The organism is Bradyrhizobium sp. sGM-13, from assembly GCF_018398875.1.
Taxonomy (GTDB): Bacteria; Pseudomonadota; Alphaproteobacteria; order Rhizobiales; family Xanthobacteraceae; genus Bradyrhizobium.
The window spans coordinates 300,531-321,953 of record NZ_JAGWDK010000003.1 but is presented as its reverse complement, the minus strand read 5'-3'; the positions used below and the strand labels follow the sequence as shown (position 1 = coordinate 321,953).

The 21,423-nt window shown below is 63.8% G+C and carries 17 protein-coding genes and 2 pseudogenes; 4 read left to right on the top strand and 15 right to left on the bottom strand.

Annotation, left to right across the window (positions count from 1 at the left end; translation table 11 throughout):
- Window positions 1-222 precede the first annotated feature (222 nt).
- A complete protein-coding gene (locus KJQ96_RS06180) occupies window positions 223-963 on the top strand; it encodes a metallophosphoesterase (protein ID WP_213285785.1) in 741 nt (246 codons plus the stop codon).
- 109 nt (window positions 964-1,072) lie between these two features.
- Here KJQ96_RS06180 and KJQ96_RS06175 read toward each other — a convergent pair whose 3' ends face one another.
- Entirely contained in the window at window positions 1,073-1,456 is a 384-nt protein-coding gene (locus KJQ96_RS06175) for a hypothetical protein (protein ID WP_213285784.1), read from the bottom strand.
- Between the two features lie 189 nt (window positions 1,457-1,645).
- On the bottom strand, window positions 1,646-2,347 hold the full coding sequence (gene rpe / locus KJQ96_RS06170; RefSeq protein ID WP_213285783.1) for a ribulose-phosphate 3-epimerase: 702 nt from the start codon (window positions 2,345-2,347) through the stop codon (window positions 1,646-1,648).
- A 259-nt stretch (window positions 2,348-2,606) separates the two neighbouring features.
- Between rpe and KJQ96_RS06165 the strand changes: the two genes are divergently transcribed.
- Complete coding sequence (locus KJQ96_RS06165) at window positions 2,607-3,353, top strand: EF-hand domain-containing protein (RefSeq protein WP_213285782.1); 747 nt, start codon at window positions 2,607-2,609, stop codon at window positions 3,351-3,353.
- A 14-nt stretch (window positions 3,354-3,367) separates the two neighbouring features.
- On the opposite strand, the gene KJQ96_RS06160 is transcribed toward KJQ96_RS06165, so the two are convergent.
- Together KJQ96_RS06160 and KJQ96_RS06150 are read right to left on the bottom strand one after the other, a co-directional pair.
- Window positions 3,368-4,363 (bottom strand): P1 family peptidase, encoded by a 996-nt coding sequence (locus tag KJQ96_RS06160; protein WP_213285870.1) that lies wholly within the window; start codon window positions 4,361-4,363, stop codon window positions 3,368-3,370.
- 246 nt (window positions 4,364-4,609) lie between these two features.
- Window positions 4,610-4,854, bottom strand: a pseudogene (locus KJQ96_RS06150) (hypothetical protein); the annotation flags it as partial.
- A gap of 359 nt (window positions 4,855-5,213) precedes the next feature.
- Here KJQ96_RS06150 and KJQ96_RS06145 point away from each other — a divergent pair.
- Complete coding sequence (locus tag KJQ96_RS06145) at window positions 5,214-5,612, top strand: response regulator (protein ID WP_213285781.1); 399 nt, start codon at window positions 5,214-5,216, stop codon at window positions 5,610-5,612.
- Between the two features lie 5 nt (window positions 5,613-5,617).
- On the opposite strand, the gene KJQ96_RS06140 is transcribed toward KJQ96_RS06145, so the two are convergent.
- The 9 genes and pseudogenes from KJQ96_RS06140 to KJQ96_RS06105 all read right to left on the bottom strand — a co-directional run bounded on the left by KJQ96_RS06140 (window position 5,618) and on the right by KJQ96_RS06105 (window position 19,418).
- Complete coding sequence (locus KJQ96_RS06140) at window positions 5,618-7,111, bottom strand: HWE histidine kinase domain-containing protein (RefSeq protein ID WP_213285869.1); 1,494 nt, start codon at window positions 7,109-7,111, stop codon at window positions 5,618-5,620.
- Between the two features lie 16 nt (window positions 7,112-7,127).
- Window positions 7,128-12,236, bottom strand: coding sequence for a HAMP domain-containing protein (locus tag KJQ96_RS06135; RefSeq protein ID WP_375293145.1), 5,109 nt, complete (start codon window positions 12,234-12,236; stop codon window positions 7,128-7,130).
- Between the two features lie 183 nt (window positions 12,237-12,419).
- A pseudogene (locus KJQ96_RS41950) lies at window positions 12,420-12,788 on the bottom strand (HAMP domain-containing protein); the annotation flags it as partial.
- An 889-nt stretch (window positions 12,789-13,677) separates the two neighbouring features.
- The gene (locus KJQ96_RS06130) at window positions 13,678-14,796 is read right to left on the bottom strand and encodes a branched-chain amino acid ABC transporter substrate-binding protein (RefSeq protein WP_213285779.1); all 1,119 of its coding nucleotides are present in this window, start codon (window positions 14,794-14,796) and stop codon (window positions 13,678-13,680) included.
- Between the two features lie 291 nt (window positions 14,797-15,087).
- Entirely contained in the window at window positions 15,088-15,822 is a 735-nt protein-coding gene (locus tag KJQ96_RS06125; protein ID WP_028349942.1) for an ABC transporter ATP-binding protein, read from the bottom strand.
- On the bottom strand, window positions 15,819-16,211 hold the full coding sequence (locus tag KJQ96_RS06120; RefSeq protein ID WP_249733778.1) for an endonuclease domain-containing protein: 393 nt from the start codon (window positions 16,209-16,211) through the stop codon (window positions 15,819-15,821). Before KJQ96_RS06120 ends, KJQ96_RS06125 begins: the two co-directional genes overlap by 4 nt.
- A 125-nt stretch (window positions 16,212-16,336) precedes the next feature.
- A complete protein-coding gene (locus KJQ96_RS06115; RefSeq protein WP_213285778.1) occupies window positions 16,337-17,170 on the bottom strand; it encodes an ABC transporter ATP-binding protein in 834 nt (277 codons plus the stop codon).
- Complete coding sequence (gene livM / locus KJQ96_RS06110; protein ID WP_213285777.1) at window positions 17,167-18,501, bottom strand: high-affinity branched-chain amino acid ABC transporter permease LivM; 1,335 nt, start codon at window positions 18,499-18,501, stop codon at window positions 17,167-17,169. The genes KJQ96_RS06115 and livM overlap by 4 nt, the downstream gene beginning before the upstream one ends.
- The gene (locus KJQ96_RS06105; RefSeq protein WP_213285776.1) at window positions 18,501-19,418 is read right to left on the bottom strand and encodes a branched-chain amino acid ABC transporter permease LivH; all 918 of its coding nucleotides are present in this window, start codon (window positions 19,416-19,418) and stop codon (window positions 18,501-18,503) included. The genes livM and KJQ96_RS06105 overlap by 1 nt, the downstream gene beginning before the upstream one ends.
- 275 nt (window positions 19,419-19,693) lie before the next feature.
- On the opposite strand from KJQ96_RS06105, the gene KJQ96_RS06100 reads away from it, so the two are divergent.
- Window positions 19,694-19,852 (top strand): hypothetical protein, encoded by a 159-nt coding sequence (locus KJQ96_RS06100; RefSeq protein WP_213285775.1) that lies wholly within the window; start codon window positions 19,694-19,696, stop codon window positions 19,850-19,852.
- 206 nt (window positions 19,853-20,058) lie between these two features.
- On the opposite strand, the gene KJQ96_RS06095 is transcribed toward KJQ96_RS06100, so the two are convergent.
- Both KJQ96_RS06095 and pcaD read right to left on the bottom strand, forming a co-directional pair.
- The gene (locus KJQ96_RS06095; RefSeq protein WP_213285774.1) at window positions 20,059-20,451 is read right to left on the bottom strand and encodes a carboxymuconolactone decarboxylase family protein; all 393 of its coding nucleotides are present in this window, start codon (window positions 20,449-20,451) and stop codon (window positions 20,059-20,061) included.
- A gap of 188 nt (window positions 20,452-20,639) precedes the next feature.
- Window positions 20,640-21,422, bottom strand: coding sequence for a 3-oxoadipate enol-lactonase (gene pcaD, locus KJQ96_RS06090; RefSeq protein ID WP_213285773.1), 783 nt, complete (start codon window positions 21,420-21,422; stop codon window positions 20,640-20,642).
- Between the last annotated feature and the right edge of the window lies 1 nt (window position 21,423).

Genomic DNA, 21,423 nt, shown 5'->3' with positions numbered 1-21,423 from the left:
CGGTGGCCTAGCTTGCTTGCGCGGCTCTTCTAGCGTTAGCACATGGACCGCAGTAACGATGACTGAGAACAGCAGCAAACCTATTTCGGCGCCGTGAACCCTTTTCCGAAGCGTAAGTTGAGGCGCCCCAAATTAGCAATCGAACTGCGCAAGCGGCTCGTTGTTTGATATCCATCAAGGCGCGCGCAGGCACGGGCGCGATGATGGATCGGGAGGAGACGCGTGCGACTGGCCATTTTTGCCGATATCCACGCCAACCGGCAGGCGTTCGGCGCGTGCCTCGATTTCGCGCGCGCCCGCGGCGCGGAACGGATTGTCTGTCTCGGCGATGTGGTCGGCTATGGCGCCGATCCGGAATGGGCGGTCGATACCGTGATGGGCCTGGTCGATGACGGCGCCATCGCCGTGATCGGCAACCACGATCAGGCGATCAGCACGCCATCCGCGACCATGAACGCCGAGGCCCAGGCCGCGATCGAGTGGACCCGCGGCAGGCTCAGCGCGCCGCAACGGCGTTTTCTCGCCGAGTTGCCGCTGACGCGGCAGGAAGACGATCGCCTCTACGTACATGCCGAGGCATCGCATCCGGCACGATGGCATTATGTACGCAGCAGTACCGATGCTGCGCGTAGCATCGAGGCCGCCGAAGCCCATGTGACCTTCTGCGGACACATCCACCGGCCGGCGCTCTATTCGATGTCATCGGCGGCGAAGATGACGGGTTTCGTTCCGACATCCGATGTGCCGGTGCAGTTGCTCGGTGGCCGGCGCTGGCTCGCCGTTCTCGGCTCGGTCGGGCAGCCGCGCGACGGCGACCCGGCGGCTGCGTTTGCGATGCTCGACACCACCTCGCGCGAGATTACCTATTGCCGCGTGGCGTACGACGTCGAAGCGGCAGCCGACCGCATCCGCGCCAACGGGCTGCCGCACTGGCTGGCCGATCGCCTGCTGGTCGGGATATGACGGCTATGGCGAAGCCCGCGATTGCGCCCGGCGCCCAACTCGATGGGTTCAAGGCCGCCACGATCGGCAGTGGCGCCGGCGGATAGCGTGTAACGGGTGGCGCGCGCGCTCAGTCGAGGGGCTGAACGGGCGGCAACGCTGTTTTGGCGGAGCGCGGCGGGTTCGGTACGGGATAGCTGGTGACGCGGGCGCTCCGTTCGGCCTGACCGGCGGAATTGGATGCGGGGCCTACCGCTTCCGCCCTGGCGCCTCGCACGCTGTCCCTTGAAGCCTGTCTGCGGTGTCGCGACGAGCGCGAGCCTTCCAGTCCCCACGAGCGCGATATCGAAGGCCCGGCCGTATAGCCGACGAAGGCGCCGGCGACAGCCCCAATCGGGCCCAGCACGACGGCGCCGGCCACTGCACCGAGGGCCGCGTCGCCTGCGCGCTGCGCGAGCGCGGCAGAGGGCGCGAGTACCAGGAGCATTGCGGCTGTGATGAAGGCCTTGATCATATTTCTGTCCCGTCCGTGGAAGGCGGGATGCTGGTCCGCGTTTATGGCGAGATGCGTGAAGCTTTGTGGCCGGAGCGTGGACTTTAGGGTTCCATCGCTGCTGCGCGCCGGGTGTGGCTTTCCTGCCAGCTCTTTAGTGTTTCGACGACATTGTCATCCCTGCGTTCCGCAGGTGCGACATTGAAGTGGCTAGACCGCTTCGCCGCGCGCCAGCGCCGCGGCGTTGCGGATCGCGGATATGTTGGCCTTGTAGCTGTCCACGGTGCCGCCCTTGAAGACCGCGGAGCCCGCGACCAGCGCATTGGCGCCGGCCGCGGCCAATTGGCCGGCGACATCAGGACCGACGCCGCCATCGACCTCGATGTCGATCGGACGTCCCGCGGCCATCGCCCTGACGTCGCTGACCTTGCTAAGCGCGGATTTGATGAAGGCCTGACCGCCGAAGCCGGGATTGACCGACATCACAAGCACCAGATCGATCAGGTCGATGACATATTCGATTGTGCTGGCCGGCGTGCCCGGGTTGAGCGAGACGCCGGCCTTCTTGCCGAGCGCGCGGATCGCCTGCAGCGAGCGATGCAGATGCGGGCCGGCCTCGGCATGGACGGTGATGTGATCGCAGCCGGCCTTTGCAAAGGCCTCGAGGTAGGGGTCGCAGGGTGAGATCATCAGATGCGCGTCGAAGATCTTCTTCGTATGCGGGCGCATCGCCTTGATGACGTCGGGGCCGTAGGAAATGTTCGGCACGAAATGTCCGTCCATCACGTCGAGATGGATCCAGTCGGCGCCCGCCGCGTCCACAGCGCGGACTTCCTCGCCGAGCTTGGCGAAATCCGCCGCCAGGATCGACGGTGCGATGACCAGGGGACGCGACGCAAATTGCTGGGACATGTGCGCTTTCCCGAAAGGCTTGCGAAAGGGCGGAACGGCCCCGCGTAACATGCAGGCGGGCCGGGGGCAATGCGCGGCGCCGCCGTCTCCTGTGGGCGGAAAAATCTGCCGTGGCGGGCAGCTCTTGCCGGGTTTGCCGATCGGACGGGATTCGGAAAGGCCCGGTTTTATTGGGTTTTCTTCATGGCATGGCGCTTGCTGAGGAAAACGGAACACGAGCTGTGGGCCGCTTTACGCGCGGCATTGTTGGAGTTTCGCCATGTTCTTTGCTCTGGGCGCCGCGTCATCGGCCATCGATGTCCTCAAGGCGCTGACGTCGTCCAAATCGTCTGCGCCGACCACCGGCCTCAGCCAGAACTTCGCAAGCTTCGGCCAGTCGTCCCCGACTACGCCGGCATCAATCACTCCAGGGTCCGGCTCGGGCAACGGCTTTTCGTCGATATCGCCGGAAACCATGAGCGCGCTGCTTGACGCGCAAAGCCAGTCCTCGGGAGGATCGGGGACGGCCTTAAAGACCCGCCACGCCGCGCTGAAGGACCTGTTCGGGCAGATCGACGGCGACGGTGACGGCAAGATCAGCAAGACGGAATTCGAAGAGGCGCTTGGCGCGGGCGGCACCAACATTGGGCAGGCCGATAGCGTGTTCGGAAAACTCGATCAGGACGGCGACGGCTCGGTCAGCATCAAGGAGCTGGCATCGGCGCTCCGGCCCGAGAAGGAGCATCGCCGCCGCCCGGACGAGGCGAACGAGTCCGACGCATCCAATTTTGATCCGCGCTCGCAGATGCGCCAGGGCGCGATGAGCACGACGGTCAGTAACAGCGACGGCTCGGTGACGACCTCCTTGAACTATGCAGACGGATCGAAGGTAACGATGACGTCGCCTGCGTCCGGAAGCTCATCCACATCAGCGACATCGTCCTACAATTTCATCGAGCAGATGATTCAGCGCGAAGCCAAGGCAATCTCATCGAGCGCCACGGCGTCGCTCTCGCTCAGCGCCTGAGCGCGGACCATGCTCTAACCGAAGCGATCGCTCCACGCCGGGAGCGCACCCGGAAAGGGTAGCGCGGTCGCACGGTATACGCCGCGCGCGATCGCGCGCGCCACCGTATTGGCGGCCACCATGCCGAGTTCCGTGAGGCCGAACAGTGGATCGATCGGCTTCTTGCCGGTCGCGGTGGCAAACACCACGTCGCCGTCCAGCGGCGCATGCACGGGATAGATGGCGCGCGCCATGCCGGTTTGCGCGATCATCGCGAGCCGCCTGGCCTGCGGTTTGGTCAGCACCGCATCGGTGACGACGACTACCAGCGTGGTGTTCTGCGACGGAGCAGCTAACGGCGCGCCCTTGAGGCGGGCTCTCAGCATATCCGGCGTGAACAAGGGCGGCAGTCCTCGCCCGCCAAACTCGTTATCCATCTCGAACGGCGCCGCCCAGAACCACGGGCCGTCGCCGACCGTCACGCTGCCCACCGCATTGACCACCGCGAGCGCGCCGACGGTCACGCCGCCGTCGGTCTGTGCCGAAGCGGAGCCGAGGCCGCCCTTGAAATTGGCGGTGGTCGCGCCGAGGCCGGCGCCGACGCTGCCGAGCGCGAAATCGGCAGCCGCCGCATTGGCCGCGGCGTAGCCGAGATCGCGATAGGGCGGGAAGCGCCCCCATGCCTTGTTGCCGCCGTTGAGCAGATCGAAACAGATTGCTCCCGGAACGATCGGGATGACCGCGTCACGGATGCGAAAGCCGCGCCCCTGTTCGGCAAGCCAGGCCTGCACGCCGCCGGCGGCATCCAGTCCGAGCGCCGAGCCGCCGGAAAGTGCGATGCCATCGATCGCCTCGACGGTGCTTTCAGGGCTGAGCAGCGCTTCCTCCCGGGTGCCGGGGCCGCCGCCGCGCACGTCGATCGAGGCCACGGCGGGCGAGTCGAACAGGATCGCGGTGACGCCGGAAGCGACGTTTGCGTCGTGGGCGTGGCCGACGCGAACGCCGGAGATATCGGTGAGCAGGTTTTTCAAAGCGCCGGTCCGTACGGCTGCATCCATTTTCGCGTGCCATCCACGGATATATCAGCCGCAGCGCTTGCTTCAACTGGCAAGCGCCAGCCGGATCATCGGCGCAAGCTCGGATTTGCGATAGGGTCTTGCAAGCAGCCGCACGCCGGAATCCAGGCGGCCGTGATGGACGATGGCGTTTTCGGTGTATCCCGAGGTGTAGAGCGTCTTGAGGTGAGACCGGCGCTTCAGCGCTTCGTCGACGAGCTGGCCGGGAAAGGTATGGGCGTGGACGATCGCCGCCATCGCCGTGAACAAATATCCGCTCGCCAGCAACAGCAGGCCCCGTGAGCGGGTAATCGCGAAATCTGAAAACAGCAGGACAGCGGTGATCAGGTCGTTGATCGCCAACGCGGATTGGTAGCTGGCGACGAACGCGGGGACCGGGGCAGCGGCAAGCCGGCAAACGGCACGGCGCAGGCGAACAGCACCGCTGAGACGCCGACCACAGCCATGCGATCGCTGCGCGTCGCCTTCATCGATCGTGGAAAGAAAGATGTTGCGCTCGTTACCCATATCGTCTTCCGGTCAAACTGGCAGCGAACACGCCAATCACAGAAGCTACACGATCCGCAACAACAATGCATCCGAGGCGGCCGGACATCCAGCCGATACCAGTAGGAGCCGCACCGCCAAGCTACGCTAGCGGCGCGGCGGCGGGAATCAACCCAAGGTCACGTATCGTCTGAAGCGAACAGCAGGGAAGCCGATTCGGGTAACCACCTCTTTACCGACCGGCCGAATAAAGACTGCGGAACTACCGAAACCCACGGATTCTCGTCGTAAGCTCGTGCGATCGACCCGGGAGGCTTCGATGCCCCGCGTGCTCGTTGTTGACGATCAGGCCGACGTCCGCACGATGATTTCCATCGTGCTGCGTATCCATCGTTTCGAAATCGTCGAGGCAGACAGCGCCGCATCCGCATTGAAGTTGTTCGAAGATGCGAGCTTCGACCTTGCGATCGTCGATATCTTTTTGCGGGGCACCAACGGCTCCGATCTGATTGCAGCGATGCGCGCCCGCGTGCCGGGCCTGCCCGTCATTGCGATTTCGGGAATGACCGCGCTGGACTTTCTGTCCGAAACGCCAGAACTTTCCGACGTCATCTGTCTGCAGAAGCCGTTTCGTCCGCCGGATTTGATGCGTGCGATCGAATTGGCGATGGGACCGGCCCGGCCGCAGGGCGCCGCCGCTGCGGGAGCGGCGCGTTAGCAGTCTCACCGCTCGGCGCGTCGCAGACCATTGCCATCAATAGTAACTTCGATGAGCGAAACCGGATCGGCGCCAAACTGCCGTTGCGACAACGGAACCGACAGGCGGCACACGAGCCCTTCCGGGCGCCAGTCGAATTCCGCGCGGCCACCAAGCTGCGACTCGATGCTGGCGATGACGCTTCTGGTTCCGAACCCTCGCGAGACCGGCTTCTCGACGTGTGGCCCGCCAGTCTCCGACCATATGATCTTGAGAAGGCCCGCCTGGTCTTCCCAACACACCGACAGCCGGCCCGACAGCGCAGACAGCGCGCCGTACTTCGCCGAATTGGTGACGAGCTCGTGCAGCGCCAGCGCAACCGTCTGGGCCGTCGCCGGCTCGAGATGGATCTCCGGGCCGGACAACTCGATCTGGTCGCCGGTGGAGTAGGGCGCCAGCTCCTCATCGATCAGTTTGCGTATTTCGGCGCCCTGCCAGCTCGAGAGCGAGAGCACGGTGTGCACGCGCGCAAGCGCATTGATCCGTCCTTCGACGGAACGCACGTAGCTCTTCACATTGTCGCCGCGCGTCAAGCGGACGATGGATTGCGCGAGCGCCAGCGCGTTTTTGGCGCGGTGATCGACCTCCCGCGCCAGCAGGCTTTGCCGCTCCTCGGCCTGCTTGCGTTCGGTGATGTCGACGGTGACGCCGCTGACGCGGATGACGCGGCCGCCCTTGTCGGTGCTTGCCGCCGCCGTTCCCGCGCACCAGCGCACCTCGCCATTCGGCCGGATGATGCGGAATTCCGCTTCGTATGATTTCGCGCCCCGAGCGAAGCTGGCCCACGCCTCGTGCAATTCATGAACGTCGTCAGGGTGAAGCAGCGCCTGGATATTGGCCGGTGTCAATTCGAACTTGCCGGGATCGACGCCGAGGATCTGATACTGGCCTTCGTCCCACATAAAGTCGCCATTGACCCAGTCCCAGTCCCAGGAGCCCATCTTGCCGGCCGCGATCGCCAGACTGCGGCGCTGCTCGCTTTCCAGAAGCCTGGCGTGCGATTCCTCGAGTTCGGCAGTGCGCGCGCGAACCCGGTCCTCGAGCTCGACGTTGAGCCGTTCGAGCTGGCGCGTCTTGCGATAGAGCTCCGCGAACACCTTGATCTTGGCGCGCAACACTTCGGGCACCACAGGCACCGGAACGTAGTCGACCGCGCCCATCTCATAGCCGCGCAGCCGGTCGATATCGCTGACCTGGATCGCCGAGATGAAGATCATCGCCGTCTTCTGGAAGCGGGGATGTTCGCGGATCATGGCCGCGAGCTCGAACCCGTCGAGTTCCGGCATGCAGACGTCGACCAGGATGATGGCAACATCGTTCTTGAGCAGGAATTCGAGCGCTTCGCGCCCGGACGAGGCCTTGACCAGGTTCTCGCCGAGCTCTTTCAGGATGACCTCATAGGCCAGCAGCTTCGCCGGCTGATCGTCAACCAGAAGAATGTTTACCTTCTCTTGATCCATCATCTGCTTACGCCGGTCAGCGGTGTAACCACATTCGGATGGCGAGCAGCAACTGCTCGGTATTGACGGGTTTGGCGAGATAGTCCGAAGCGCCGGCTTCGAGGCATTTCTCGCGGTCGCCCTTCATCGCCTTGGCGGTCAGCGCAATGATCGGCAGGCGGCTGAAGGACGGATTTTCGCGGATGACACCGATGGTCTGATATCCGTCCATCTGCGGCATCATGATATCCATCAGGACGATTGCGATATTTGGATTTGATTCGACCAGAGCGATGGCCTCATGGCCCGTCGTCGCGGTCAGCACCTTCATCCCGCGCCGTTCGAGAACGCTTGATAGCGCGAAAATGTTGCGGGCGTCGTCGTCAACCAGAAGCGCGGTCTTGCCAACGAGATCCTCATCGGAGCTATTAAGCTTTTCGAGCATTCTCTGCTTCTCGACGGGCAATTCCGTGATCACACGGTGCAAAAACAGCGACGTTTCGTCGAGCAGGCGTTCCGGCGACTCGACGCCTTTCACCACGATGCTCCTCGCCATGGTGTGAAGTTCCGCATCCTCCTCGGCCGAAAGTTCCCGCCCCGTGAACACCACGACCGGCACGTTCGATAGCGTTTCGTCGTTGCGAAGCCGGTCAAGCACCTCGAAGCCGCTCATGTCAGGCAATCGCAGATCGAGCACGACGCAGTCGCAGGGCTGGTTCCGCAACGTCGACAAGGCATCGGCGCCAGTGTCGGCGGTGAGGATCTCGATGTCGTCATGGCCGAGCAATTCGGTGATGCTCATCTGCTCGGCGGCATTGTCCTCCACGATCAGCAGGCGCTTGCGGCGGGGCTTGGCGTACTCCTTGATCTGCGACAGCGCCGCGCTGACGCCCTCGGTCGTCGCCGGCTTATTGACGAAGGAAAACGCGCCGCGCGCCAGCGCATGCTGGCGGTCTTCGTCGAGCGTGATGATCTGCACCGGAATGTGCCGCGTCAGCGGACTGTGCTTGAGTTGGCTCAGCACGGTCCAGCCCAGCATGTCGGGCAGGAATACATCGAGCGAAACCGCTGTCGGCTGGAACTGCTTGGCGAGCTCGAGCGCTTCGGCGCCGCGGCTCGCGACCAGCACCTTGAAACCCTTGTCGCGGGCCAAGTCGATCAGCACCCGCGCATAATGTGGATCGTCCTCGACGATCAGCAGGATGTTGTCTCCCGGCGCGAGATCGAGGCGATCGTCCGGCAATTGCTCGACGACGCGCTCCTGCGTTGAGGTGGCTTGCGCCGCCGGCGCGGGCGTGAATGGCGACGGAGCGGCGACGCGTGACGCGATCGTCGGGCCGGAATATTTCAGCGGCAGATAAAGCACGAAGGTGCTGCCTTTGCCGGGTGCGCTGCGCAGATGGATTTCGCCGCCGAGCAGGCTCGCGAGCTCGCGGCTGATCGCGAGGCCAAGACCGGTGCCGCCATATTTCCGGCTGGTGCCGGCGTCCGCCTGCTGGAACGCCTCGAAGATCAGTTTCTGCTTCTCCAAGGGAATGCCGATGCCGGTATCCGTCACCTCGAAGGCGACGACGGCGGGGGCGTGATTGAGGATCGGGTGTTCGGCGCTCCAGCCGCCGACGGCGGCCGAAACGCTCAGCTTCACGCCGCCTTCCGCGGTGAACTTGAACGCGTTCGACAGCAGGTTCTTCAGCACCTGCTGCAGCCGCTTGGAGTCGGTGACCATGCTGCGGGAAAGGTCCTCGTCGACATTGATGTTGAACCAGAGTTGGCGGTTTTCGGCCTCGTGCTTGAACGGGCGGCCGACAGTCTCCAGCAGGCTCGACGTCATGATTTCCTCGGCATCGACCGTCACCGTGCCGGATTCGATCTTCGACAGGTCGAGGATGTCGCTGATCAGGTTGAGAAGATCGGTGCCGGCGCCGTGGATGGTGCGGGCGAACTCGACCTGCTTTGCCGACAGATTGCCGTCGGGGTTTTCGGTGAGCTGCTGGCCGAGGATCAGGATGCTGTTGAGCGGCGTGCGCAGCTCGTGCGACATGTTGGCGAGGAATTCGGACTTGTACTTCGATGTCAGCGCAAGTTCGGTTGCCTTTTCCTCAAGCGCGCGCCGTGCTTGTTCGATTTCCTGATTCTTTCGTTCAACCTCGACGTTGCGTTCGGCGAGCTGCTGGGCCTTCTGTTCGAGTTGTTCGTTGGTCTGCTGCAATTCCTTCTGCTGCGTCTGCAGTTCACCGGCGAGCTGCTGGGATTGCTTCAACAGGCCCTCGGTCTGCATCGTGGCCTCGATCGAGTTGAGCACGATGCCGATGCTGTCGGTGAGCTGTTCCAGGAAGGTCATCTGTGACGTCGTGAACGACGAGATCGAGGAGAGCTCGATCACGGCCTTCACCTGGTTCTCGAACAGCACAGGAAGCACGACGATGTTTTTCGGGATCACGCGTAGCAGTGCCGAATTCACCGGCGCCGTATCGTGAGGAATGTCCGACAGCAGCCGCTGCCGCTTGTCCATGGCGCATTGGCCGATCAGTCCTTCGCCGAACTGAACGACTTGCGGATGCGGATTGGCGCCATCGCCGGCGTAGGACGAGAGCAGGTGCAATTGCGGGCTCTCGGCGTTCTCGACCTGGTAGATCACGCCCATGTGCGCGTTGACGAGCGGCGCCAGTTCGGTCAGCAGCAGCCGGCCGACGGTGGACAGCTCGCGCTGGCCCTGCAACATGTTGGTGAATCTTGCGAGGTTTGTCTTCAGCCAGTCCTGTTCGGTGTTCACCTGGGTGGTGAGCCGCAGGTTGCCGATCATCGTGTTGATATTGTCTTTGAGTTCGGCCACTTCGCCGCGGGCGTCGACCTGGATCGAGCGGGTCAGGTCGCCTTTGGTCACGGCGGTCGCCACCTCGGCGATCGCGCGCACCTGCGAGGTCAGGTTGGCGGCGAGCAGGTTGACGTTGCCGGTGAGGTCCTTCCAGGTGCCGGCCGCGCCGGGCACGTTGGCCTGGCCGCCGAGCCGCCCCTCGACGCCGACTTCGCGCGCCACGCTGGTGACCTGATCGGCAAAGGTCGCGAGCGTCTCAGTCATGTTGTTGATGGTGTCGGCAAGAGCTGCGACTTCGCCCTTCGATTTCACCGTCAGGTTCTGCTTCAGGTCGCCGTTGGCGACCGCGGTAACAACCTTGACGATGCCGCGGACCTGTTCGGTCAAATTCGCTGCCATGAAGTTGACGGTGTCGGTGAGGTCCTTCCAGGTGCCGGCGACGCCCGGGACCTGCGCCTGACCGCCGAGCTTGCCCTCGGTGCCGACCTCGCGCGCCACGCGGGTCACTTCGCCGGCAAAGGCGTTGAGCTGGTCGACCATCGTGTTGATGGTGTTCTTCAGTTCGAGGATTTCGCCCTTCACGTCCACGGTGATCTTGCGCGACAGGTCGCCGCGCGCCACGGCGGTCGTGACTTCCGCGATGTTGCGCACCTGCGTGGTGAGATTGGCCGCTAGCAGGTTGACGTTGTCGGTCAGATCCTTCCAGGTGCCGCCGACGCCAGGCACCACGGCCTGGCCGCCGAGCCGGCCCTCGGTGCCGACCTCGCGCGCCACGCGCGTCACTTCGGCGGCGAAGGAGCGTAGCTGCTCGACCATCGTATTGAGGGTGTCCTTCAGCAGCAGGATCTCGCCGCGGACGTCCACCGTAATCTTCTTGGAGAGGTCGCCACCGGCGATCGCGGTCGCGACCTCGGCGATGTTGCGGACCTGTGCCGTCAGGTTCGAGGCCATGAAGTTGACGTTGTCGGTCAGGTCCTTCCAGGTGCCGGCGACTTCGGGCACCTGAGCCTGGCCGCCGAGCTTGCCTTCGGTACCGACCTCGCGCGCCACGCGCGTCACTTCCGAGGCGAAGGCGTTGAGCTGGTCCACCATCGTGTTGACGGTGTTCTTCAGTTCGAGAATCTCGCCCTTGACGTCGACGGTGATCTTCTTCGACAGGTCGCCCTTCGCCACCGCCGTGGTCACCTCGGCGATGTTGCGGACCTGGCCGGTCAGGTTGCCGGCCATCGAGTTGACGTTGTCGGTGAGGTCCTTCCAGGTGCCGGCGACGCCGGGTACGTTGGCCTGGCCGCCGAGCCGCCCCTCGGTGCCGACCTCGCGCGCCACGCGAGTCACTTCGCCCGCAAAGCGGTTGAGCTGGTCGACCATCGTGTTCAGCGTTTCCTTGAGCTGCAGGATTTCGCCGCGCACGTCGACCGTGATTTTTCGCGAGAGGTCGCCGCCGGCAATCGCGGTCGCCACTTCCGCGATGTTGCGCACCTGCGCGGTGAGGTTGCCGGCCATCGAGTTCACGGAGTCGGTCAGGTCCTTCCAGGTGCCGGCGACGCCGGTGACCTGGGCCTGACCGCCGAGCTTGCCGTCGGTGCCGACCTCGCGCGCCACGCGCGTCACTTCTGATGCAAAGGCGTTGAGCTGGTCGACCATCGTGTTGAGCGTTTCCTTCAACTGAAGGATTTCGCCCGAGACGTTCACCGTGATCTTCTTCGACAGGTCGCCCTTGGCCACCGCGGTCGCGACCTCGGCGATGTTGCGGACCTGGCCGGTGAGATTGCTGGCCATCGAGTTGACGCTGTCGGTGAGATCCTTCCACGTGCCGGCGACGCCGCGCACCAGCGCCTGACCGCCGAGCTTGCCTTCGGTGCCGACTTCGCGCGCCACGCGCGTCACTTCGCCGGCAAAGGCGTTGAGCTGGTCCACCATCGTATTGATGGTGTCCTTCAGCTCCAGAATTTCGCCGCGGACGTCCACCGTGATCTTTTTCGACAGGTCGCCATTGGCGACCGCGGTCGTCACCTCGGCGATGTTGCGGACCTGCGCCGTCAGGTTGGAGGCCATCGAGTTGACGCTTTCGGTGAGGTCCTTCCAGGTGCCGGCGACGCCCAGCACGTTGGCCTGACCGCCGAGCCGCCCTTCGGTGCCGACCTCGCGCGCCACGCGCGTCACTTCGCCGGCAAAGGCGTTGAGCTGGTCGACCATGGTGTTGAGCGTTTCCTTCAACTGAAGGATTTCGCCCGAGACGTTCACGGTGATCTTCTTGGAAAGGTCGCCGCCGGCAATGGCGGTCGCGACATCGGCGATGTTGCGAACCTGCGCCGTCAGGTTGGAAGCCATGAAGTTGACGTTGTCGGTGAGGTCCTTCCAGGTGCCGGCCACACCAGGCACCTGGGCCTGACCGCCGAGCTTGCCTTCGGTGCCGACCTCGCGCGCCACGCGCGTCACTTCCGAGGCGAACGAGTTGAGCTGGTCGACCATCGTGTTGATGGTGTCCTTGAGCTCGAGGATTTCGCCGCGGACGTCGACCGTGATCTTGCGCGAGAGGTCGCCACGGGCGACAGCGGTAGTGACGTTGGCGATGTTGCGGACCTGTGCGGTGAGGTTGCCGCACATCGCGTTGACGGAGTCGGTCAGATCCTTCCAGGTGCCGGCGACGCCGGGAACGATTGCCTGGCCGCCAAGCTTTCCGTCGGTGCCGACTTCGCGGGCCACGCGTGTCACTTCGGAAGCGAAGGAGCGGAGTTGGTCCACCATCGTGTTGATGGCTTCCTTGAGCTGCAGGATCTCGCCACGGACGTCGACCGTGATCTTCTTCGACAGGTCGCCATTGGCGACCGCAATGGTAACTTCGGCGATGTTGCGGACCTGGCCGGTGAGGTTGTTGGCCATCGAGTTGACGCTCTCGGTCAGGTCTTTCCAGACGCCGGTCACTTCCGGCACCTGGGCCTGGCCGCCGAGCTTGCCCTCGGTGCCGACTTCGCGCGCCACGCGCGTCACTTCCGAGGTGAACACGCCGAGTTGCTTGATCATCGTGTTGACGATGGTGGCAGACTGCAGAAATTCGCCGCCCAGCGGGCGGCCGTCGACGTTGAGTTGCACGGTCTGCAGCAGATCGCCCTGTGCCACCGCGGCGACCGCGCGCGTGACTTCGCGGGTCGGCCACAGCAGATCGTCGATCAGCGTGTTGACGGAGCCTTCCATGTCCGCCCACGAGCCGCTCGTGAGGTCGAACTTGACGCGCTGGCGCGTCTTGCCTTCGCGGCCGACGACCTGGCCGACATGCTCCAGTTGCTGCGCCATTCGCTGGTTGGACGCGATGATTTCGTTGAAGGTGTCGGCAATCTTGCCTTCGATGCCGAGATGATCGCCGGTCATGCGTACCGAGAAATCGCCGGCGCGCATTGCCTGCAACGCATGCAAAAGGTCCTGCATCGGATCGGACGTGCCGTTGGTGGAAGGTGGTTTGGGTTTGGCGACCCGGCGAGCTGAGGGAGATGCTCCAGGGGAAAGATCACTCATGGTGTCTCCTCGGCCAGTTCGCGCAAATCATTTGGCTGAAATGCGATTTTCACAGATAGAACCGCTGCCCCACCGGCAGATCAAGCTGGAATAACGGTTAAGGTCGTGAAATCAATGACATGGAACTCAGCCCGGGTTCCTTAATGCACTGGGAACCGAATTGTTCCAGCCGGTTAAAAATTATTTGGAAGTGAAAATAAAAACGCCCCGGTAAGCCGGGGCGTTTGATGTTGTGATCGGCGCTGATCGCCGAAGGAAATCAGGAGGCCTTCGGATGGATCTCGGCGTAGTTGCCCTTGGCGTCCCACTTGTAGACGACGTAGTCGATCACCTTGATGTCACCCTTGGCGTCGAAGCCCAGCTTGCCGAGCACGGTGTCCCATTCGCCGGCCTTGATGGTTTCCATGACCTTCTTCGGATCGGTGGTCTTGGCCTTCGCCGCCGCCTGCGACCACACCTGCATCGCGGCGTAGGTGTAGAGGGTGTAGCCTTCGGGATCGATGTTCTTGCCCTTGAACTTCTCGACGATCGCCTTCGCGGTCGCCTTGTTGCGCGGATCGGGACCGAAGGTGAACAGCGTGCCCTCCGCGGCCGGACCGGCGATCGAGGCGAACTCCTTGTCGTTCAGCGCGTCGCCCGCCATCAACACCGTCTTGAGGCCCTGGTCGCGCATCTGGCGCAGAATGAGGCCGGATTCTTGATGATAGCCGCCGACAAAGACCAGATCGATATTGTCGCGCTTCAGGCGCGACACGATCGCGTTAAAGTCCTTGTCGCCCTTGTTGTAGGACTCGAACAACTTTTCGGTGACGCCGGCCTTGTTGAGCGCCTTCTTGGTTTCGTCGGCGAGACCCTTGCCGTAAGTGGTCTTGTCGTTGAGGATGGCGATGTTCTTGCCCTTGTAGTTCTTGACGATGTAGTCGGCGGCAACCAGGCCCTGCTGATCGTCACGGCCGCAGACGCGCGCCACGTTCCAGAGCTTGCGCTCGGTGAATAGCGGGTTGGTCGACGCCGGCGTAATCTGCAGCACGTTGCCGTCGGCATAGGCTTCCGATGCCGGGATCGACGACGACGAGCAGAAGTGGCCGGCAACGAACGGGATCTTGGCGCTGGCGAACTTTTCCGCGACCGAGCGTGCCTGCTTCGGATCGCAGGCATCGTCGCCGATCTGCAGCGCCAGCTTCTTGCCCAGCACGCCGCCGGCGGCGTTGATATCGGCCACGAATTGTTCGGCGCCGTTCTTCATCTGCCGGCCGAATGCGGATTCGCCGCCCGTCATCGGGCCCACCACTGCGATGGAGATGTCCTGCGCCAGTGCCGTTGTCGACAGCGCCAGCGATGCGCCCAATGCCAGGCCGATGAGTTTCAGTGATTTCATGAGGTGTCCTCGCAGGTCAGTCAATTTCGGGAAGCACCCGGCAGGCCGGGTACCAAAATCACGCCTATTGTCGGCTGATTTTACGGCGAAGTCATCGGCAAATTTCGGGCAAATCCACGGTCGGTTCGCCGCATCTTGCCGCAGCATCGCTGTCGTCCCTGCGAAAGCAGGGACCCATAGCCACCGGCGCCGGCTATGGCAGAAGGTAACTATCCCGTCGCCCTAAACGGTGGGCCGCGGCGTATGGATCCCCGCGTTCGCGGGGACGACCCGGGGAGATAGCCCACTCCGTTACTCCCGCCGGCCGCCCTCCAGATAGGCGGCGCGGATTTCCGGGCGCTGCAGCAATTCGCTGCCGGTTCCGGACAGCGTGATCAGGCCGTTGACCATGACATAGCCGCGATGGGCCAATTTCAGCGCGTGGTTGGCGTTCTGCTCCACGATCAGCACGGTCAGGCCGTCCTGCCGGTTCAGGGTCCGGATCGCATCGAAAATCTGCCGCGCGATCAGGGGCGCCAGCCCCAGCGACGGCTCGTCCAGCATCAACAGGCGCGGCCGGCTCATCAGGGCCCGGCCGATCGCCAGCATCTGCTGCTCGCCGCCGGACAACGTGCCGCCGCGCTGGGTCATGCGTTCCTTGAGCCGCGGGAACAGCGCGAAAACGCGTTCCAGGCCGCTCGCCCGGTCGGCCTCGCTGGAGTCGGTGGCGTCGGCGCCCATCTGCAGGTTTTCCGCCACGCTCATGCGCGGGAAAATCCGGCGGCCTTCGGGCGACTGGGCAATCCGCAGCCGCGCAATCTCATGCGTCGGCACGCCGGTAATATCCCGGCCGTCGAACTCGATGCGGCCGGCGCGGGCACGGGGCCGGCCGAAGATCGTCATCATCAACGTCGACTTGCCGGCGCCGTTGGCGCCGATCAGCGCGACGATCTCGCCGGCATTGATGTCGAGATCGACGCCCTTCAACGCCTCGATCTTGCCATAGGCCGCCCGCAGCGAGCGGATCGCGAGCAGGGGGTGAGTCATGACTCGCTCTCTTCTTCGCCCGGCGCGAGCTTGTCGGTTCCCCCTCCCCCTGAAAGGGGGAGGGTTGGGGTGGGGGTTGCAGCCGCTTGCGCAAGCCTCTCGGTGTGCGCCAGGAGATCGCTAAGCACGCCCTCCAGGTTCGCAAGGACATCGTTGTTCCAGTAGCGAACGACGGTAACGCCTTTCTCGGCAAGCCATTGTGTTCGACGATCATCGGCTTGCTTACGCTGTTCTGCGTGTTGTCCGCCATCCACTTCGACAGCGAGCCGAAGACGGGAGCAATAGAAGTCGACTGTGTACGGCCCGATCGGATGCTGCTTTCTGAATGAAAGGCCATTCAGTTGGTCACGGCGCAGCGCACGCCACAGCCGCAATTCTGCGTCGGTCATGTTTGCGCGGAGAGATCGCGCCCTAGCGGTCATATCTTTCGTGCGGGAAAAGCGTGACCCCCACCCGCCCGCTTCGCGGTCGACCTCCCCCTTGCAGGGGGAGGTGGGTTTATCGCGCGGCTCGCTCACGTCCCGCTCTCCATCACCGCGATGGCTTCCTCCTCGTCGGCGCCGAGATAGGCGGCGATCACCTTGGGATCGTCGCGGACCTCGCGCGGCGTGCCTTCGGCGATCTTGACGCCGTGGTCCATCACCACGACGTGGTCGGAGATTTGCATCACTACGCTCATGTCGTGCTCGATCAAAAGGATCGAGGCGCCCTGGTCGGCGCGGATCGAGAGCAGCAATTCGCTCAATGCAGCGCTTTCGCGCGCATTCAATCCCGCAGCCGGCTCGTCGAGGCAGAGCAGGGCGGGCTGGGTGCACATTGCGCGCGCGATCTCAAGTCGCCGCTGGTCGCCATAGGGCAGGTTGCCGGCGGCATCGTCGGCACGATCCAGAAGACCGATGCGCTCGAGCCATGTCCGCGCCAGATCGATCGCGGCCTGTTCGGCGTGGTGCCAAGACGGCGCGCCGATCAGGCCAAGGAACGTCAACCCGGAAGCGCGCATCAGCGCGTTGTGCTGCGCGACCATCAAGTTTTCCAGCGCCGTCATGCCGGGAAACAGGCGGATGTTCTGGAAGGTACGTGCGACCTTGGCCAGTTTGGCAATCCGGAAATCGTTCAGCCGCTCGAGCCGGATGGCGCGGCCATCATCATGGGTAAGGCCGATGGCGCCCGAAGTCGGCTTGTAGAAGCCGGTGATGCAGTTGAAGACGGTGGTCTTGCCGGCGCCGTTCGGCCCGATCAGCGCGGTGATCTTGCGCCGCTCGGCGTCGAACGAGAGGTCGTTGACGGCGACGATGCCGCCGAAGCGCATCGACAGGCGATCAACGGAGAGAATCGGATCGCCGCTCATCCGTGTCCCTCCTTGACAAGGTCTGACGAGATCGTCTGGCTACGCTTGAGGAACACGGTCGGCGCGCGATGGCCGACCAGGCCGCGCGGCCGCCAGATCATCAAGAGCACCATCGCCATGCCGAACACCAGCATGCGGTACTGGTCGAGCCCGCGAAACAGCTCGAAGCCGCCGATCATGGCGAGCGCTGCCAGCGCGACGCCAAGTTGCGAGCCCATCCCGCCCAGCACCACGATCGCCAGCACCAGCGCCGATTCGTGGAAAGTGAAGGATTCCGGGCTGATGAAGCCTTGTCGGGTCGCGAAGAACGCGCCGGCAAGACCGCCGAACAACGCGCCCGTTGCAAATGCCGTCAGCTTGGTCGTGGTGGTGTTGATGCCGAGCGCGCGGCAGGCGACTTCGTCTTCGCGCAACGCTTCCCAGGCGCGGCCGAGGGGCAGGCGGCGCAGGCGGATCGTGACCCAGTTGGTGAGCAGCGCTAGCGCCAGGATAATGTAGAACAGAAATACGATGCGGTGCGTCGGCGAGAATTCGATGCCGAGCAGGGCGGCAAGCCCGTCGTCGGCTGGCGTCAGCGGGATGCCGAACAGGGTGGGTCGGGGAATGCCGGTGACGCCGTTCGGGCCGCCGGTCAGGGTCTGCCAGTTGATCAGGACGAGGCGGATGATCTCGCCGAAGGCCAGCGTGACGATGGCGAGATAGTCGCCGCGCAGCCGCAGCACGGGAAAGCCGAGCAGCACGCCCCAGAATGCCGCGAGGATGCCGGCGAGCGGTAGGCAGATCCAGAACGACAGCCCGAAATTGGTGGCCAGCAGCGCATAGGAATAGGCGCCAACCGCGTAGAACGCGACATAGCCGAGGTCGAGCAGGCCGGCGAGCCCGACCACCACGTTCAGTCCCCAGCCGAGCATGACGTAAGTCAGCACGAGGATGGCGAGGTCGAGAATATAGCGCTCATTGTAGAAGAGGACCGGCACCAGGAACGTGAATACCAGCAGCACCGGCGCTACCAGGCGTCCGGCAAGCGACAGCGCGCTTTGCACCGAAGGTGGCACCACCCTGACGGTGTCGACCGGTCCCCACCATCGCCGCAGCAACTCGACGAGGATGCTGCCGCCGAATACGGCTGCGACCATGATGGCGAGGTCGTCGAAGCGCGTCCAGTAGACCAACTGCCCCTGCGGGCCGGCCTCGGTGCGCACGCCGATCATCAGCGAAAACAGCACCAGCGCCACGAACGCGCTGATCAGCGCTTTCTTCAGGATGAAGGCGGCGCCAGGGGTGCGCGAGGTTTGGGCGGCGGGGGGTGCGCTCACGCTGCGGCCGTCCATCAGACTTTTTCGACTTCAGGCCGGCCGAGCAGGCCGGTCGGAAGGAAGATCAGGACCACGATCAGGATCGAGAACGCGGCGACGTCCTTGTACTCAACCGAGAAATAAGCCGACCACAGCGTCTCGATCAGGCCGATCAGCAGGCCGCCGAGCATCGCCCCGGGCAGCGAGCCGATGCCGCCGAGCACTGCGGCGGTGAACGCCTTGATGCCGGCGACGAAGCCCATGAAAAAATCGACCAGCCCGTAATAGAGCAGGTACATCATGCCGGCCACCGCAGCGAGCGCAGCGCCAATCACGAACGTCATGGAAATGGTGCGGTCGACATCGACGCCGAGCAGGGAGGCCATGGTCTGATCCTGTTCGCAGGCACGCATGTCGCGGCCGAGCCGGGTGCTCGATACCAGCCAGGTGAACAGCGCGAGCAGCACGATCGTGGTGACGACGACGATGATCTGGATGTTGGAAAGCTGCACGACAAAGCCTTCGGCCCCCTCATGCAGGGTATAGCCGCCGGTGATGATCGGCGGCACCGGTTTGACGCGCGCGCCTTGGGCTACCTGCGAATAATTGGTCAGCACGAATGACATGCCGATGGCCGAGAGCATGGGCGCCAGGCGGAACGAGTGCCGCAGCGGCCGGTAGGCGATGCGCTCCACCGTCCAACCGTAAAGCGCGGTGATCGCCATCGATACCAGCAGCACGATCAGGAGGATGAGCGGGATGGCGGTAAGCCCGAACGAGACCAGGATCAGGAAGGTGATCAGGGCGATGAAGCCGCCGATCATGAAAATATCGCCATGGGCGAAATTGATCATGCCGACGATGCCGTAGACCATGGTGTAGCCGATGGCGATCAGGCCGTAGATCGAGCCGAGCACGAGGCCGTTGATCAGTTGCTGGGCGAAATAATCCATGCGCTGCCGTTTGTCGTATGAAGACGCGGCGAGAGCTCCGGCAGCCCATGACGACGCGTCGTGGCATTTTCTAACAGTGGGAACTGGGGGCGGCAACAGCGCCGGCTGCGGCTTATTTGGCTTGTACAGAGCTAGTTTTTGCGCAGGCGGTTCCGGCGCCACACTCCGGACACGGCATTGCCTTCCGACGATCCCACCGGAACCGCTGTTCCGCTGCAACGGACGCCGTGGCTCTCCGTTAGTTCGGGCTACGCCCCAACAACGGAGATCCCTTGATGAGCAAGATGAACCAGAACCCGGGTCAGCAGAATCAGAACCCGGGTCAGAAGCCCGGTCAGCAGCAGCAGGGCGGCGGCCAGAAGCCGGGCCAGCAGCAGGATCCGGGCCGTCAGGGCCAGAAACCCAGTCAGGATCCGCGGCAGATGCCAGAGTAGAAGGGCACATGCCAGGACAGAAAGAAAGCCCCGCCGAAAAGGTGGGGCCTTTCTTTTTGTGCGGCCACCTTCGTGTCCCGGACGCGGTGCAGCGCCCCTTGGCGGTGCGCCGCAGAGCCGGGACCCAGATGCAGCCGCCCTGCGTCCCGGCTCTGCGTCGCGTCACTTCATGCCGCGCCGCGTCCGGGACACGGGATAGCGTCTGGCTAGCTCGTCAGCAAACCCAATTCGGCGATGATCGCGTTCGCCTCCTTGACGGCGTGGTTGGCGGCCGGCACGCCGCAATAGATCGCCTGCTGCAGCAGGATTTCCTTGATGTCGTCGGGCGTGAAGCCGCCCTCAGTGAGCGCTGCGCGCACATGCAGGCGGAATTCATCCCACTGTCCCAGCGCCACCATGGTGCCGATCACGAGCACGCGGCGGGTGCGGTGGTCGAAATGCGCTCGGGTCCAGATGTCGCCCCAGGCGTAGCGGGTGATCAGGTCCTGGAAATCGGTATTGAACGCGTTGCGGTTCTTGATCGACTTGTCGACCCATTCATCGCCGAGCACCTTGCGGCGCTGCGCCATGCCGTCGTCGCGGCGTTGGTTGTCGTCCATTGAGGTCCTCCTCCCCGTCATTGCGAGTGAAGCGACAACGGAGACGCCGTCATTCCGGGATGGTGCGTCAGCACCAGACCCGGAATCTCGAGATTCTCCGATGTGCAACTGCACATCGTAGTTCGATGCTTCGCATCGCCCCGGAATGACGGCCACTTCGCTTCGCTCACAATGACGTCTCTGGTTAGCTACCGTTGCGTCAGAAAACCGATCACCGCGTCGGTGAAGGCGTGCGGTTGCTCGACATTCGAAATATGCGCGGCATCGAGCAGCGTCATGCTCGCGCCGGGGATCCGGCTGCGCATGAATTCGGCGTCGGCGACCGTCGTCGACATGTCCTGGCGGCCGGCGATCACCAGCGTCGGGCTCTTGATCTTGGGCAGCAGTTCGCGCTGATCGAGCGTCGACAGCGCTTCGCAGCAGGCGATGTAGCCCTCGACCGGCGTGGTCAGCATCATCGCCTTCATGTTGGCGGTGATCTGCGGCTCGCGCTCGCGAAAGTCCGCCGTCAGCCAGCCGGCAATCACGGTATCGGCCACCGCGGCGATGCCGCCTTCCTTCACCGCCTTGATGCGCTCATGCCAGCGCGTCGGGTCCGGGTAATAGCAGGTGGTATTGGACAGGATGATCTTGCCGAACCTATCGGGCGCGTTGGCGCCCAGCCATTGCCCGACCATGCCGCCCATCGACAGGCCGCACCAATGCGTCCGCGCGACGTTGAGATCGTCGAGGATCGCCAGCACGTCGCGGCCGAATCGTTCCAGCGAGTAGGGCCCGGGCGGCACGCTCGACTTGCCATGGCCGCGCCGGTCGTAGCGGATGACGCGGAACACCTGGGTGAGCGCCTTCATCTGCGGCTCCCACATCTGCACGGTCGAGCCCAGCGAGTTCGACAGCATCAGCGTCGGTCCGCCGTCGCGGCCTTCGACGGATACGTTGAGCAGGCATCCGTCGGCGTTGATCATCGGCATG